The sequence below is a fragment of the Streptomyces sp. NPDC058008 genome, from assembly GCF_042886395.1.
Classification (GTDB): Bacteria; Actinomycetota; Actinomycetes; order Streptomycetales; family Streptomycetaceae; genus Streptomyces.
Genome location: NZ_JBHVQX010000019.1, coordinates 1 through 15,924 on the forward strand (window position 1 = coordinate 1; position 15,924 = coordinate 15,924).

Below are 15,924 nucleotides of genomic sequence, written 5' to 3' on the forward strand. Positions count from 1 at the left end.
GACCTATTACGCCGTAATAGGTCAGCGAGCACACCCGCCACCAGAGTGGGGGAGAGGGCGCCTCTGCGAGGGAGCGCTCTGCTCCTCGTCCAGCGCGCAGGAGGTTTTGACCGGGCTCTGCTCTCAGCGGGCCATGAGACTGTCTCGTTGTGTCGGATGAGATGAGCCTTTTGCAGGCAGCCTTGGACGAGGCGCAGTCTCCTTCGTGGTCGCAACGCGCTCGTGCCGGGCGTGAGCTCGCCGTCTTCGCTGATGTTCCTGCGGCCGCGGACGCGCTGTTCGGTCTGCTGCTGGACGTTGATGACACGGCGGTCACTCGACAGACGTCAGAGGCCTTGGCGCGGGTGGGGACATCGGGCGCCATGAGGCTCATAGCTCACGCGGTTTCCAGGGCCGATGAGAGCCATCACGACTGGATGGAGATCGGGGTGCATGACGCACTCGGTGGACCGGATGGTGTGGCGGGGATCGCAGCAGTCTGCGGGCAGCTCGCTAGGGATCCGGACGCGACCGTTCGTTGGGGCGCTGCGGTGATTTTGGCCTGGACAGACGATTCAACGTGATGGTGTCGATTCGACTCAGAAGGCCACTGGTTTGCGGCACTGCTGGTGCCGGACCGCTGGTAGCCGGACTGCCGCGTCCCAGTGTGCGCAGTGGGCTGGTTCAGGCACGGTCGGACCGAAAGCCACGGGATCGAGGAAGGCGCAGTCTCGAAGCGTGGCCCACAAGAAGTCGGCCCGTGGCGGGGGTAGAGACATCGCCGACGTGCCGGGCATGGTGGATGAAAGGGATGCGTCGGGTGAGTTCGGCGAGGTTGAAGAGGCCGGGGGAGGCCTGGGTGGATTCTTGCTCTGGGGCAGGCGCCTGCCGTGTCGGGAGTGCATGCCGTGTCCGGTGCGCGAGTCGGCGTCGGCGTTCCCGCAGGCGAACGCGGAGAGGAGCACCGCGCGTTGGAGCTGAGGGGTGCCGACCTAGTACGGCGTAATAGGTCTCGGGTGCACGCTCCCCCAAGACCCAGACGAAATAACTAACGTGTCGATGCAGAAGATGATCTTAGACGTTAGTAAGGTAGCGTCATGAGTATGTCAGCCACCTCGAACGACCGAGTCAAGGTCGTCTCCAAGCTGCCGGGATGGCTCCGGCAGAACCTCAAGGTCAGAACTGCCCAACTCGGCATCGAGATTCAGACCGCTGTCGAGCAGGGCATCGCCGCCTGGTGCGACCTCGCCTCTGCCACCGCCTCGGTCGACACCGCTGGTGCGGAGTCCTTCTCCACCTTCCTGCCACCGGGACAGTGGGACGACTTCCGAGGGATCACCGAAGACCGGCGGGTCTCCCTCATCCAGGGACTTGCCCAGTCCGTCCAGCTCTGGCTCGACACCAACCCGGCGCCCGATGTGCAGCGTTCGGAGATCACGCGCCGGATCGTCGTCTGCAACCAGAAGGGCGGCGTGGGCAAGACCGCCATCACGGCGGGCGTGGGGGAGGCCCTGTCGGAGGACCCCAACCGGCTGTTCCCCGTACGCATCGCCAAGGCTCTGGCCACCGCGCTGCGGGCGAGCGACGCCCAGGGCGACGCGGGGGTCAGCGACAGCGATCCGTTCGACATCGAGAAGCTGCCCGGTCACGGATACCGGGTTCTCCTGGTCGACTTCGACCCCCAGTGCCACCTCACCAACCAGCTCGGCGCCGCGCCGCTTCCGATGAACGGCGACAGCCTCACCAACCACATGGCCGGCGAGCCCAAGGGTGACTTGCGGGACTTGGTCGTGCCGGTCGACGAGGAGCACTTCGGGGGGCGGCTGCATCTGCTGCCCGCCTGTCACGACGCCTTCCTCCTGGACGTCCGTCTGTCAGCGGTCCGTGCGCGGGAAGCGGGTCTGGAGCGGGCGCTGGTTCCGCTCGAAGAGGATTACGACGTCATCATCGTGGACTGCCCGCCCAGCCTCGGCCTCAGCATGGACGCGGCCGCCTACTACGGGCGTCGGCGCCCGGGCGAGGGGCCCGGCCAGTCCGGAGCCCTCATCGTCGTCCAGGCCGAGGACAGTTCCGCGGACGCGTACGACCTGCTGACGAATCAGATGGAGGACCTCCGCAACGACCTCGCCCTCGAACTCGACTACCTGGGCATCGTCGTCAACCTCTACGACGGTCGGCGCGGATACATCGCCACGTCGTCGCTTCAGGGCTGGATCGACATAAAGGACCCGCGGGTCGTCGGTCTGGTCAACGACCTCAAGGAACAGAAGGAGGCCGTGCGGATGAAGCAGCCCCTGCTGAGTTACGCCCCCTCCTCGCAGCAGGCCGTCGCCATGCGCGCACTGGCCCGGGAGATCTCATGAGCAAGGCCGACCAGTTGGGGGCCGGGCGCTTCGGAGGAAACGCCAGGCCGGTCAGCGCCCGGCGGACGGCGATCGGCGCCGCCACCGGAGTGCCGACCGCGGGTATGGAGCCGCCGACCCGTCTCCCGGTCAAGCGGATCAGCCCGAACCCCGAGAACCCCCGCACCGCCCTCGGTGATCTGACCGACCTCGCCGGCAGTCTCAAGGAGCACGGTCAGAAGCAGGCCATCACGGTCATGAACCGTGACGCCTACATCAAGGCGAATCCGGCGCGGGCCGACGACCTCGAGGCCGACACCACGCATGTCGTGGTGGACGGCAGCAGCCGGTTGGCGGCGGCCCGCGAGGCCGGCCTCACCCATCTCAAGGTCATGGTCGACGACGAGCAGGGGAGTGACGGCGACGCCATCCTCGAGTCGGCACTCGTCGCGAACATCCACCGTAGTGACCTCGACCCCCTGGACGAGGCACGAGCCCTGCAGCGTCTGCTCGCCATTCACGGCTCGCAGGTCAAACTGGCCAAGCGGCTGCGGAAGTCGCAGGGTTGGGTGTCCCAGCGTCTGACTCTGCTCAACCTGAGCCCCGAACTCCAGGCGATCGTCGGCGAAGAGCCGGTGGAACTCCTGCGTTCGGTCGCCAAGGAGCCGCAGGAACGTCAGGGAGACGCGCTTCGTGAGCTGAAGGCCGAGCGGGCTCGTAAGGACGCGGAGCGTCGGACCCCTGCGGTGGCCGAGCCGGTCCCTCCGACGGTGCCCCCGGCGGAGATCGCAGCGAATGACGCTGTTTCTTCCCTGCCTGCCGCTGCAAACAGGTCGGAGGGGAAGACCGAGGGCGGACCGGAGGGCGCCGGGAGCATTCCTGCTCCCCAGCCTCACGTCAGCGTCTCGCCGTCCCGTACCCAGAAGCGTGAGCAGCGAAGTACCGCTCCCGAAGTGGTAGTCCCGGAAACGAGGCCCACCGCAGGGACAGCACCCGCCGGGGCAGGGTCGGCCCCGTCGACCACGCGCAGGGGGACCGTCCCGGATTCAAGGACCGCTGACAGTCTCAGTGGAGACAGCGTCCAGGGAAGCAACAAGGGCGAATCCGTCGATCGTCTTCCGTATGGCGATGGCGCCTCCGTCGCCCTGCATCTCATCCAGCAGATGAGCGACAGCGAGTTCGACCGGATGCTCACGATCTTGAGCAAGCACCAGAGTGAGCGCGCCGGGTCTCGGCCCATCGCTGACTGATCAATGCGCCTGCGGCCGACGCGAGCAGTGGCTCGTGCCGGCCGCAGGCGCATTGTCCTGCTGCGGTCGGCGACAGTAGAGCCGTCGGCGGCCTTCTGACGAAGCGGCGGCTTCGCCGATGTGGTGGGGGAGTGGCTTCAACGTCTGCGGGACAGGAGCAGACGACAGAGCGACCCAAAGCGAACAAACACGCCGAATTGTTCACCTTTTTCGAACAGTTCGATTCTTCGCTGAGAACGATTCTCCTGGAAACGGCTTCGCCGGGCGAAGCGCGGTTCTCCCTTCTGAGTACCCTCAGAGAGCCGGTCACGAGCATGCAGAGCCCAGGCTGCGTCCGCCATGAGCATGCAGAGCCCAGGCTGCGTCCGCCGTGAGCATGCAGAGCCCGGGCTGCGTCCGCCGTGAGTTCTCTCCCTGCCGCTTCAGCGGACTGCTCCGTCGGAAGGCGCGTGGCCGGCCGTACGGCATCTCTGCGGTCCCCTGCGAGGCGTGAAGGGCAGAGGTTCTGTCCGTGCTGCTGTGAGTATACGTATTCGGTTGTGGCGAGACACGTGTGCACGGTCTTCCGGGGAGCGGGTCAGGGCTGATGGCGAAGGCCGACGCAATGCGGTGCACCGGTCGCGGCTGCTTCAACGCGGCCCCGAAGGCGTGCGGTTGATGTCTCCCGCCTCTGGGCCCACAGGCGTTGAGGCGCGTCCCTTTCTGTGGAGCTGTGTACGAGTGCGAGAGTCCGGAACCTTCGCTGCGGCTGATCCCTTCGGCCTCCGCGGGTGACCTGGTGGCGTCCCCTCATGGCAACACGGGCCTTCCTGAACGATGTTGACAGTGCCGTCAACGCGACGACCACATGTCCCGAGGATAGAGAGCTCGTAAGGCCGTACGTTGCTCGGCACATGTGGAGCGGGAGGCACCCGTAAACATCTGTCACCACCTTGACTGGTGACGCATGGAGCTGCCATGATTGCGTCACCGCCTCAACCGGTGACAGATCCGCTGTCCTGGCCGGGCGGGTACCGAAGACCTTTTCGACCCAGATGGGGAGCACCAGCCATGGCAGTCAGCTACACCGCCGTTGTCGACGTTGACGGAGAAGGCCGGAACGGTGGTCGCGTCCGCTCCTCCGACGGCCTGCTGGAGACCGGCCTCGCCCTCCCCAAGGAGCTCGGCGGGTCCGGCGCCGAGACCAATCCCGAGCAGCTCCTGGCGGCAGGCTGGGCAGCCTGCTTTCTCGGCGCCCTCCGCCGTGCCGCCAGCCTGCAGAAGGTCCGGCTGACCAGCACCACCATCACCGCCGAGATCACTCTGACCCACGGCGACGACGGCGAGTTCTCCCTGTCCGCGGTCCTGAGTCCCGTCCTCGGTGGTGTGGACCAGGCCACGGCCGAGGAACTGGCGCACGCCGCCCACCAGATCTGCCCGTACTCCAAGGCCACGCGCGACAACATCCCCGTCACCATCAACGCCGCCGCTGCCTGACCCTCCCGAGCCGCGGGTCCCGTGCCCCTTCCCCCCGCACGGGGCCCGCTCCCCCTCCCGGCAGTACCCCCATCACCCACCTACTGAGGAGCGAGGGCAGGACATGGCCCGGACAACGCACACACACGCAGGGGACGAGAGCCACGGTCACCCTGGCTCCGGCCGTGCCTCCGCCCTCCCCGATGAGTGGCCGTCCCGGAGTTCCCTACCGCCGGAGGGGCGTGCGTGGCCCACCGACGCACAGGTCTGGAACTGGGCAGGGACTGTCACGTTCTGGGGATTCGGCCCCTCCGCGTCCAGCTTTCTCTGACAGCTGCCCCCGTGTCGGGCATACGGAAAAGGCCGGTCCGGCACGAGAAATGTGCCGGACCGGCCCTGACGCCACGGTCAGCCGGACTCACACGCGGCGAACGGGCCTACGCCCGGACGCCGTTGCGGGACACGGTGACCGCATGGTGCTGCGCACGTCAGTGGCGCCGGCCATGGTGGGCGAGGGCGGTTCCGACAGCGGTGGCCATCGCGCTCTCCCCGGCCGCGTTGGGGTGCACCGGCGCTGCCGGAGTCTCGGGCGCGAAGGTCTCGATCCACCGGTCGCCGGTCGGCTTGCAGAGGTCGTGACCGATGGTGGGCGTGTACGTGTTCACGTACTCCGCCCCGCCGTGCCGAGCCTGGCGGGCCAGCATCGCGTTGAGTTCCTTCTCCTTGTCGCGGAGCCAGGCGAAGTCACCCGCGGCCAGCGGAACGCTCCTGCTGGTGCAGCCCACTCCGTCGTCGGGGAAGAGGTCGGGATAGCCGACCACCACGACACGGGCGTGCGGCGCGCGGCGGTGGATGCCACGCAGCACCTGTGCGATCTTCGGGGCGGTCCTGGCGACGGCCCCTGAGATCTCGTCGGCGCCGGCACCCGTGTAGTGGGTCCGGCACGGGGTGCCCGCAGGGTCGCCGGACATCAGCTGCACGCAGGTGCCCAGCACCGTCGAGAAGCCGATGTCGTTGCCGCCGATGGTGACGGTGACGAGGTCGGTTCCCCGGTCGAGGGCGTCGAACTGGGGAGCCACATCGCCCTGCGGGGCAGTCATGTCGGCGGTCGTGGCGCCCGAGCAGGTGACATCCGTCAGCGCGGCGGACCTCGACTGCGCCACCAGCGAGGGGTAGTTGCTGCTGGAGCGCAGGCAGGTGGTGTCGACCTGGGTCGGTACGAGTGGCGCGGAGGCGTACGAGTCGCCGAGCGCGACGTAGTCCACCTTGTGCCGGCTCCCCGCGGCCGTGTCCGCCACAGCGGTTCCGGCCGGGGCGAGGGCCGCTCCGACGGAGAGCAGTGCGGCACCCACCGTGACTGCGCGTCCCGCGCGGGAGGTGGGGAGGAGTCTTCTCAAGATCTGTCCTTCCGTGATCGGTCATTGGCCTCCGCCTGAAGTGCGCGACCGCAGTCCCTGAGAGACAGGGGGCTGACACATATGCGTCGTCGGCAGGCAGTTCCGCGACAGAGGCGAAGGGCTCACACTTCACACGTATCCGGCGGCCGTCAGGTGTCGGTCTGCTCGGTAACGAATCAGTCACCGCTGCCGGACCTCCCGGGTGGACACCCAGGGCCGCACGGCCCGAGGGCCGGGCCCGCGGGGGAGTGGGGGAGCTGTGGGCACGGCCCGGGTGCTTGGTGGCGGATCCGGGCGCCGCCGCTCCGTCCGTGATGCACCGTCCACCGGCTCCTCCACGTCCCGTGATGCACCGTCCACCGGCTTCTCCACGTCCCGTGATGCACCGTCCACCGGCTTCTACGCTCGTGATGCACCGTCCACCCCCGCTTCTACGCCCGCCCGGCGCCGGTACCGTGCCCCAACCCTCGCCCGGCGCCGGTACCGTGCCCCAACCCCCTCCTGGCGCCGGACTCGTGCCGGCGCGCGGCGGAGAAAGCCCCACCGGTCAGCGAGGCTTCGGTACCGACACCCACCCATGCGGCTCCACGGTCCCGGCTGCCGGGCCCCGGTCCCGGCGCGGCCGATCTCCTCCGCCGCCCCGGGGCAGGCCTCACAGCCCCCAGACATCCATCCGGCCCGCCTGACAGGCCGCCACCCACCCACCCACCGGAGGACACGACACATGACGACCGAGAACATCCGCACCTACGACGTCATCGTGATCGGCGCGGGGCCGGTCGGCGAGAACGTCGCGGAACGCACCAGGGCGGCGGGCCTGAGTACCGTCATCGTGGAGAGCGAACTGGCCGGGGGCGAGTGCTCGTACTGGGCCTGCGAACCCAGCAAGGCCCTGCTGCGGCCGGCACTGCTCCGGGCCGACGCCGCGCACGTCCCCGGCCTCGCCCGCGCCGTCCAGGGCCCGCTGGACACCGAGGCGGTCCTGGCCCACCGCGACCGCATGTCCGCCGACTGGAACGACGACGGGCAGGCCGAGTGGATCGAGTCGGTCGGCATCGACCTGCTGCGGGGGCACGGACGCCTGGCAGGGGAGCGTGAGGTGTCGGTGGAGACCCTTGGGGGTGACACCGTACGTCTGCGGGCCCGGTACGCCGTCGCCGTGTGCACCGGAAGCCGCGCGGCTCTCCCTCCGCTCCGCACGACGGGGGATCTCCGGCCCTGGACCAGCCGGGAGGCGACCAGTGCCCGGAAGGCGCCCCGGCGGCTGGTGGTCGTCGGGGCCGGTGTGGTGGGGGTCGAAATGGCCACCGCCTGGCAGGCGTTGGGCAGCCGGGTCACCCTCCTCGCCCGCGATGAGGGGCTGCTGCCCCGCATGGAGCCGTTCGCCGGGGAACTGGTCACCGAACGGCTGCGGGAAGCCGGGGCGGACGTACGGTTCCGGGTCTCCGCCGTCGCCGCGGAGCGCACGCCCGGTGGGGAGGTCCGGATCACGCTGTCGGACGGTGCTGAAGTCGTCGCCGATGAGGTCCTGTTCGCCACCGGACGTGTCCCCCGTACGGAGGACGTCGGGCTCGCGGCTGTGGGACTCGCACCGGGTGACTGGCTCGGCACCGACGACAGCCTGACGGTCACGGCCGTGCCCGGGAACTGGCTGTACGCCGCCGGTGACGTCAACAACCGGGCGCTCTTCACCCACCAGGGCAAGTACCAGGCCCGTATCGCCGGTGCCGTGATCGCAGCCCGGGCCCGGGGCGAGGCACTCGACACCGGCCGTTGGGCCCGGCACAGCGCCACGGCCGACCTCGACGCCGTTCCGGGCGTCGTCTTCACCGATCCCGAGGTCGCCACCGTGGGCCTGACCGTACGCGAGGCCGAGCGAACCGGCCGCGCCGTCGACGTCGTCGACCACGAGATCGGCAGTCTCGCCGGCGCCCTCCAGTACCGCCCCGACTACAAGGGCAGGGCCCGCATCCTCATCGACCGGGAACGTCGGGTCGTCGTCGGAGCCACCTTCGCCGGGCCGGGCGTCGCCGAACTGCTGTACTCGGCCACCGTCGCCATCACCGGTGAGGTCCCCGTCGACCGCCTCTGGCACGCCGTTCCCGCCTTCCCCACGATCAGCGAAGTGTGGCTGCGCCTGCTCGAGACGAGGAGGGACTCATGACCACCGCACGTGACCTCGCACTCGTCGCACTGGGGCTGCCCGCCGACAGGCGGGTGGAGCAGGGAGACCTCTCCCTCACACTTGCGGGAGCCGAGGCGGTCGATCTGCTCGCGGTGGGGGCACTGACCCTGAAGGGCGACCTCATCGTGCCCAACTCCGGTACGGCGACGGGTGACCGCCTGCTGGACCGGGCCGTGACCTCGCTCGTCCGGAGGGAACCGTACGAGACGGTCGGGGAGTGGCTGTGGCGCCGCGGCGACGGACTTGCCGCCGACTACGCCGAGGACCTGGCGCGCGCCGGACTCGTCCCGCCGCGGCGGACGCGCGGCTTCCGGCTTCGCTCCCCGCGTCCCGTGGCGGCCGACTCGCCGGAACGCCGTCGCGCGGAGGAACGCCAGGCCGCGGGCGAGCCCGTCCTCGCCACCCTGGCGGCCTTCCTGAAGGCGGGGGACACACCGGCGCGCACCGGCGAGAGCCCTGTCGGCGACGCGGTCACCACGGTGCTGGCCGCCGTCGGGGACGCGGTCACGGAACTGGAGGCCGTGCGGCTCCGCCGGGGTGTCGAGGAGGACGCGTTCGAGAACCTGTGGCGGGGCTGAGGGCGGTCCCTCGCAGTCCCCGCCCCGGCCGAATGCGCCGACGGGGCCAGCTGCCCCGTTCCGGAAGGTGCCGGCCTCCTCGTGCCGCCACCCGTCGCGCCTTGTGGCCCGTCGGGTGGCGGCATACGCCAGGCCCGACGGCACATTCCGCCGTCGGGCCCACGGGTTCGACGGCGGGCCACGGGCAGCGACGGCAGGCCGCACCCGGTCGCTCCCGCCCACTCAGCCCTGGCCGACGAGGACCGGGGCCGGGCCGACGCCACGACGGTCCGGTGGGACCGGGCGGGCCTGGGCCGGAACTGCCGAGGTGAGCGGGGGAGTGGAGGCCGTAGGGCCATGGCCGACGGCTTCACGGCGTCGGCGAACTCACACTCCAGCCAACCGCCGACGATGCCGACCGCCGACGAGGCCGGACCGCCGACGATGCCGGACAGGCGCGACGGCCGGCCCGTGGGGTTCCCCGGTCATCACACCGTGCCCCCGGGGCACCCCGCCCGTCCCGTGGCGGGCGGCGTCGCACTCGGGCGCACGCCCGGGTCCGGCCACGGGAACCACCGCACGCGGGCCGAACCGCACAGGCGGCCAACCCCACGCGGGGACCGGCCGCACACGGGACGGGCGGGCGTGTCAGCCGGCCGCGCCCGGCTTCGTGAGGGTGTACATCACGGAACGCTGCTGCTTGTGACGCTGGACGCGTCCCTTGGCGACCAGGGATTCCAACGTGTTCCGCACGACCTGAGGTGTCGGGGTGCGGTCCGGGTGCTTCTCCAGGAGTTCGTCCCGCAGTTCCTTCGCCAGACGAGGCCCGTCGTGCTTGCCGAGCATCTCCATCAGGAGGTCTCCGAGCAGAGGCCGACGCGACTTCCCCTTCGCGCCGGTCTTCGCCGTGCCACCCGCCGGAGCGGTCCTCGCCGACGCAGGGCGCCGCGCAGCGTTTTCGGTAGGTGTTCGCCTCGTCTTCGTGACGACGGGCTCGTCCTGCGACTGCTCGGGCAGACGCGACGCGTCCGTGAAGCCCTCGTACCGCTCGGCAAGGCTCAGGATGTCGGTCAGGAGTGCCTCCTCCTGCTTCAACACCGTGATCCGCTCCGCCAGCTGCTGCTGTCGACGGCGGTTCTCCTCCAGGTCCGACGCGGTCTGTTCTACGTACCGCGATCGGAGCGTGGCGGTTGACTGGCTGGTCACAACCGTTTCACTCCCTCGATATGGATGATGTGCGCATGGTACCCACGCCGGGGACCCGGTGCAGATAAGTGTCGACGCCAGACGTTTTGCCGGGCATGTTCACCTCTACGACAGCTCCCACGGCACCCGCGCACACGGCACGTGCCGGCCTCCCCGCGGCCGCCCGGGGCGTGCGTCTGCCGGCCGCACGAAGCTCTCACTGCTCAGACTGCCCGGTAAGTGTCTCGTCGAACCGTCCGTGACAGGCCCGTCGTGCGCTGCTGTGTGTGGCACGTGGGCCGTGTGGCACCCGGTGCGGGAGCTGCGGAGGAACGTGTCGTACCCGCCTCCGGCCCCGGCCTGTCATGGGTGGGCCCGGACCCTCGCCCTCGTCACCTCGCACCACGCTCGCGGACCGTCAGGGCAGCCTCCTTCGCCGACCCGTGGTGCACCGGGCCGTGGCCGGGCACCAGCACGTCCGCGTCCGCGTTCGCGATCCGCGCCACGGAGTCGAGTGTCCGGGGCCGGTCGGTGTGGAACATGGCGGGCAGCAACTGCGGTCCGCTGATCCGCGAGGTGGGGTGCGCGGTCACCAGCGCATCGCCGGTGATCAGGACGCCGCTCTCCGGCAGGTGGTACGCACAGTGGCCCCCGGTGTGCCCGGGTGTGTGTACGGGGACGGGGCTCCCGGGCAGGTCGAGCGCCCCGGGCGCGGGGAAGGCCTCCGGCTCGGAGACCGGTACGCGGGCGGTTCCACCGGCCCGGAGCGCGTGCACGGCCCACGGGAGAACGCCGGGCCGCCACGCCTGCGCGAGGACCTGCCCGACGGACACCTGATGGAGGAACTCGCGACGGGCGTGGGGTACCTCCTCCTCGTGCATCAGGACGGGTATCCCGTAAGAGGAGCGCAGGTGTTCGGCCGAGCCGATGTGGTCGTTGTGCGCGTGCGTGACGAGGACGGCGGCCACGGAGTGCGGGGCGAGCCCTACCGCCTCCAGCGAGGCCAGCACGGCGTCCCGGTCGCCGGGATAGCCGGTGTCGACGAGGGTGCAGCTGTCACCGTCCTTGACGATCACCCAGTTCGTGTTGCTGCCGGACACCACGTAGACGTTGGTCCCTACGCGGATGATGTCGTCGTCGTGCAGAACCTTCGGCATGGTCGTTCCTGTTTCTCTCTTCGCGAACGGTCCGGGAGGGCCACAGTGTCATGTGTCCGTGCGCAGCTGGTACGTGTGTCGACGGAATCCGGTCCGGCGCCCCGCTCCGGGGCCGCCGCGAGGCTGCTGGTGGCCGTGGCCGCCCTCCACGACGGTGCGGCGCACCTCGGCGTCCGTCACCGCCGCCGCGCGCACCGCATCGACAGACCGAGGGCCTCGTACATATGACCGCGGTGGGCATGCTGCCCCTCACACCCGCAATCAAGCCATATGTGTCCTCCCTCCCCGATCGTGGCCACCGGCCCTGTCAAGACGGCTCGACACACGTGACATACACCTCACCGGCCCGTATCCCGTTTCGAGCGTATCCGCCGGCGCAACAGAGAGCGTGGAGCGTAAAATGCCTGCTGAGCAGGGCCTTATCGGCCCGGCCCTGAAGCCGCCCGCGCACATGTGCTCGTCATACGCAGGCGCAGCACCGGGGCGACACACATGCGGCAGTCTTCCGGCACGCGCGGCCCCCCTAGAGTGCGAACCCGGGGGTTACATCCGGCCTCCGGTCGCCGCACGACAGAGAACCAGGATGTCTCAGAACACTATGGTTACGCCCCCCACGGCCATGTCCCGGTCCGAGCTGCTCGGCACGATCATGAGGGAGCACAGGGACGGTCTTGTCTCGTACGCCGAGAAGATGCTGGGCGACCACGGGCTCGCCGAGGACATCGTGCAGGAGACCGCCATCCGGGCCTGGCGGAACATCGACCGTCTGCTCGGGATGGAGGGGTCGGTCCGGGGCTGGCTGTTCACCGTGACCCGGCATCTGGTCATCGACTGGGTGCGCAAGCCCCATGCGCGGAGAGAGGTCGTCGGGGTGACCTACAGCGATCCCGTCACGTGCGCGGACAGTACGTCGGCGGTGCACGACGCCATGGTGGCCCGGCCGTTGCTGCGGCAGCTGTCTCCCGAACACCGCGCGGTGCTGGTCCACATATACCTCTGCGACCGGAGCATCAAGGAGACCGCGGGCATCCTCGGAGTGCCGGCGGGTACCGTCAAGAGCCGTCAGCACAACGCCCTGCGCAAACTGCGTGCCGTCGCGCGTCGGGAGACGGCCCACGAGTCGCGGTGACTCCTGAGCGGTGCGGGCGCGTTCCGGCACACGGCGGATGTCACCGCCTGATCCTCGGATGCCGGGGGGAGGCGGTCCACTCCCCGGCTTCCGCCCGGCCGTCGAAGGCGGTGGGGGCTGAGCTGCGGCGTAGGTGTGCGACAGCTGGTGACGGGTGCGCTGCCCGGCGGCCGTATCGAGGAGGAGGAGATCCGCGAGTCCGGCCATGTGCCGCCGGGGTCCGCACAAGTCCGGGCGGGTTGGGCTGGCAGCGGTCGGCCACGTTGAGGTCGCGGTCCCGGTGGTCCTTCCGGCCGATCGGGAGACGGAGTGCCGGTACTTCCGCGAGGACATCGTGACCGTCCTCGGTGCCAGCACCAGCACCAGCACCAGCACCGGTGACGCGTTCGACGGTGGTCGTAGTCACCGCATCCCATGTGCCTGTGCCCATGGGACACTCCGGGCCACACCTGCCGCCCGTGCGTTCGCGGGGAGCCCTGGAGAGGGCATCGGAAGGTGCCCGGGACGAACTGAACCTTTCGCCCCCGCCGCCGCGTTCTCCTTGTGAAGGGTTCCGCCGTCGGACATGCGGGCGGTGGGGCTGGACGGCACTCCGGAGCTCAGCCACGGTCCCGTGGCCGGAGCCCGTCCTCGCACCGGCGGCCCGATCCCCCGTCAGCGCCGCCGGTGCGGTCCGTCAGGCGCGGTCAGCGCGAGGCCGCGGCGGACGCGGGCTTCTTGCGTGCCCGGTAGGCGGCGGCCTTGTACTTGTTGCCGCAGGACTCCATGCCGCACCACTGGCGCCGCATGCCCCGGGAGCGGTCGACGTAGACGCGCGTGCACTCCGGGTTGCCGCACTCCTTCAGCAGGGGGATGTCCGGACCGCTGAGCAGCTCCACGGCCTGCCGGGCGACGGTCGCCAGGGCCTGCGCGGGGGTCGCCTCCGTGAGCCGCCCCTCGGGGGTGAGCTGCGGAGTCACCGGGGTCCTGCGCGCGGCGGAGTTGAGCAGTTCGAGGGCCTCGGGGGCGAACTCCTCGCCGAGCCTGCGGTCCGTGACGAGGTGGTAGACGGCCTCGCGCACGGCCGTCGCCTCCCGTACGTCACTCTCCTCGGCGGGCGTGATCGTGTCCACGAGACCGGACTCCAGATACCAGGCGTTGAGCCGCTCCGGCGTCACGAACATCTCGAACCGGGTCGAGCGCCTGGCCCGGAGGGTGGCAGCGAAGTCGAGGGCCGGGTGGCCGCAGACGAAGACATGGTCAAGATTCACATAACCATCTTGACAGGTGACGCCAGGCGAACGCAAGGCCTTCCGAAGGGCGCCCCCTCACGCCTGCGCTCGCGAGGGCGCCCCTGTGCGACAGGGTGCCCGGAAGCGTACGGGCCCTCCCGCCGACGCGTCCGGAGGCGTACGGGCCCTCTCGTACCGGCGTGCTCGACAGCGTACGGCCGCCCCCAAGCCCCCAAGCCCCCAAGCCCCCGGGCCTCCGCGCCCCCAAGCCCCCGGGCCCCCGGGCCCCCGGGCCCCGCACCTCCGTCCCTCCGCGCCTCCGTCCCCGCGTGCCCGGAAGGACGCGGCCGTGCCTACCGCGACGGACGTGCTGTGTCCCCCGTGTCCCTGGCTTTCCATGCGCCGCCCGGAGCGGAATCAGACCCGTGCCACCTCCTCCTGCCTGCCGCGTCCGGCCTCCAGCCTGACTTCGCGGCCCTGCCAGCGGCGGCGCAGCCAGCGGTCGTGGCTGGCCACGACGATCGCCCCCGGGCCCGGGCCCAGCGCCGCCTCCAGCTCGTCGCAGAGCCGGGGCGAAAGGTGGTTGGTGGGCTCGTCGAGCAGCAGCAGCTGAGGCGGGCGGGCCACCAGGAGGGCCAGCGCGAGGCGCCGCCGCTGGCCCACCGACAGCTGACCGACCGGCTTGTCCAGGTCCGCCTCGTGCATCAGGCCGAGCGAGCCGAGCGGCACCTTCTCGGCCCTGGCCGCGCCCAGCGACAGCGCGTAGGTGTCGCGGACCGTGCGCCCGGGCCGCTCGAACACGGTGTCCTGGGTGAGCAGCCCCACCGTCAGCCGGCGCGGCCCCCGCACCTTGCCCTCGGCCGCCAGGCGACCGGCGAGCACGGCGAGCAGGGTCGACTTGCCCGCCCCGTTGCCGCCCGTGATCAGCAGCCGGTCGCTCGCCGCCACCTCCAGGCCGTCCAGTGCGAGCCGGCCCGGCACCCGTACGTCCCGCAGCGACACCAGGGGCTCCGGACCCTCCCGGGTACGCGCGGCCAGCTCCCCGGCGGCGAACCGCAGAGGCCGGGGCGGTTCGGCGGTCCGGGTGCGCTCCAGTTCCTCCAGCCGGCGCGTGGCGTTGCGCACCCGCCGGGAGATCTGGCTCTGCACCCGGCCCGCCCGGTGGCCGTAGCCCATCTTCTCGTTGTCGCGCGGCGCCCGGTCGGGGGCGACGTCGTGAGCGGTGACCGCCGCCGAGTGCCGCAGCCCCTCCAGCTCCTCCTGTTCCTCGGCGTAGCGCCGTTCCCAGCGCTCCCGCTCGGCGCGCTTCTCGGACAGGTAGGCGCTGTAGTTGCCCCCGTAGCGGACGGGACCGTCCACCGCCGGGTCCAGGTCGACGAGGTCCGTGCAGACGGCGTCGAGGAACGCCCGGTCGTGGCTGGCGACCACGACGGTCCCGGGCAGGCCGCGTACCTGCTCCTCCAGGAAGGCGGCGGCCTCGTCGTCGAGGTGGTTGGTCGGTTCGTCCAGGAGAAGGGCCGGAGGGCGCCGCACGAGCAGCGCGGCCAGGGCGAGCCGGCCGCGCTGCCCGCCGGAGAGCGAACCGAGCGTGCGGTCGTGCCCGAACGACCCCAGGCCCAGGCCGTCCAGCACCAGCGCGGCGCGGCGGTCGGCGTCCCAGGACTCGCGGTCCTGGGCCCGCTCCAGACACCTGCCGTACGCGTCGAGGAGTTCCTGGTGGGCGGGGTCGTCCTCGGGGACGCGGGCGAGCTCGGTGCCGAGCCGGTCGAGTTCCGCGAGGTCGTGGCGGGCCTCGCGGAGCGCCTCGTCGAGCACCGTGGCGATGGTGGAGCCGGCGTCGAACGGCATCTCCTGGTGGAGGTGGCCGAGGCCGTCGGGACGTGTGACGCTCCCGGCGTCGGGTTCGTCCAGGCCGGCCAGCAGCCGCAGCAGGGTGGACTTCCCGACGCCGTTCTCCCCGATCAGGCCGATGCGGTGGCCGGGGGAGGCGGTCAGGGAGACGCCGTCGAGGACGCGCCGTCCGTCCAGGGTGCGGACGAGGTCATGGGCGAGCAGAGCGGGCTGGGGCACGGTGATC

General features: G+C 70.7%; 11 protein-coding genes. 6 read left to right on the top strand and 5 right to left on the bottom strand.

Features of this window, described 5'->3' with window-relative positions:
* Positions 1-1,076 precede the first annotated feature (1,076 nt).
* The 3 genes from ACFVS9_RS20320 to ACFVS9_RS20330 all read left to right on the top strand — a co-directional run bounded on the left by ACFVS9_RS20320 (position 1,077) and on the right by ACFVS9_RS20330 (position 5,047).
* On the top strand, positions 1,077-2,342 hold the full coding sequence (locus tag ACFVS9_RS20320) for an AAA family ATPase (RefSeq protein ID WP_383116775.1): 1,266 nt from the start codon (positions 1,077-1,079) through the stop codon (positions 2,340-2,342).
* A complete protein-coding gene (locus tag ACFVS9_RS20325) occupies positions 2,339-3,571 on the top strand; it encodes a ParB/RepB/Spo0J family partition protein (RefSeq protein ID WP_389934109.1) in 1,233 nt (410 codons plus the stop codon). Before ACFVS9_RS20320 ends, ACFVS9_RS20325 begins: the two co-directional genes overlap by 4 nt.
* A gap of 1,050 nt (positions 3,572-4,621) precedes the next feature.
* Positions 4,622-5,047 carry an organic hydroperoxide resistance protein gene (locus ACFVS9_RS20330; protein ID WP_383116773.1) on the top strand — a complete coding sequence of 142 codons (426 nt, stop codon included), beginning with the start codon at positions 4,622-4,624 and terminating at the stop codon, positions 5,045-5,047.
* Positions 5,048-5,514: 467 nt separating this feature from the next.
* On the opposite strand, the gene ACFVS9_RS20335 is transcribed toward ACFVS9_RS20330, so the two are convergent.
* Positions 5,515-6,423 (bottom strand): SGNH/GDSL hydrolase family protein, encoded by a 909-nt coding sequence (locus ACFVS9_RS20335; RefSeq protein WP_383116772.1) that lies wholly within the window; start codon positions 6,421-6,423, stop codon positions 5,515-5,517.
* Positions 6,424-7,147: 724 nt separating this feature from the next.
* Here ACFVS9_RS20335 and ACFVS9_RS20340 point away from each other — a divergent pair.
* Both ACFVS9_RS20340 and ACFVS9_RS20345 read left to right on the top strand, forming a co-directional pair.
* Positions 7,148-8,587: a dihydrolipoyl dehydrogenase family protein gene (locus tag ACFVS9_RS20340; RefSeq protein WP_389934113.1), complete on the top strand. Its 1,440-nt coding sequence runs from the start codon at positions 7,148-7,150 to the stop codon at positions 8,585-8,587.
* Positions 8,584-9,186: a GPP34 family phosphoprotein gene (locus ACFVS9_RS20345; protein ID WP_389934116.1), complete on the top strand. Its 603-nt coding sequence runs from the start codon at positions 8,584-8,586 to the stop codon at positions 9,184-9,186. Before ACFVS9_RS20340 ends, ACFVS9_RS20345 begins: the two co-directional genes overlap by 4 nt.
* A 627-nt stretch (positions 9,187-9,813) precedes the next feature.
* On the opposite strand, the gene ACFVS9_RS20350 is transcribed toward ACFVS9_RS20345, so the two are convergent.
* Both ACFVS9_RS20350 and ACFVS9_RS20355 read right to left on the bottom strand, forming a co-directional pair.
* Entirely contained in the window at positions 9,814-10,371 is a 558-nt protein-coding gene (locus ACFVS9_RS20350; protein ID WP_389934119.1) for a hypothetical protein, read from the bottom strand.
* A 371-nt stretch (positions 10,372-10,742) separates the two neighbouring features.
* Entirely contained in the window at positions 10,743-11,507 is a 765-nt protein-coding gene (locus ACFVS9_RS20355) for an MBL fold metallo-hydrolase (protein ID WP_389934122.1), read from the bottom strand.
* A gap of 598 nt (positions 11,508-12,105) precedes the next feature.
* Between ACFVS9_RS20355 and ACFVS9_RS20360 the strand changes: the two genes are divergently transcribed.
* Positions 12,106-12,636 (top strand): sigma-70 family RNA polymerase sigma factor, encoded by a 531-nt coding sequence (locus tag ACFVS9_RS20360; protein ID WP_389934125.1) that lies wholly within the window; start codon positions 12,106-12,108, stop codon positions 12,634-12,636.
* A 686-nt stretch (positions 12,637-13,322) separates the two neighbouring features.
* Here the strand turns inward: ACFVS9_RS20360 and ACFVS9_RS20365 are convergent.
* On the bottom strand, positions 13,323-13,886 hold the full coding sequence (locus ACFVS9_RS20365) for a CGNR zinc finger domain-containing protein (protein ID WP_389934128.1): 564 nt from the start codon (positions 13,884-13,886) through the stop codon (positions 13,323-13,325).
* 378 nt (positions 13,887-14,264) lie between these two features.
* On the bottom strand, positions 14,265-15,917 hold the full coding sequence (locus ACFVS9_RS20370; protein ID WP_389934131.1) for an ABC-F family ATP-binding cassette domain-containing protein: 1,653 nt from the start codon (positions 15,915-15,917) through the stop codon (positions 14,265-14,267).
* Positions 15,918-15,924: the final 7 nt, after the last annotated feature.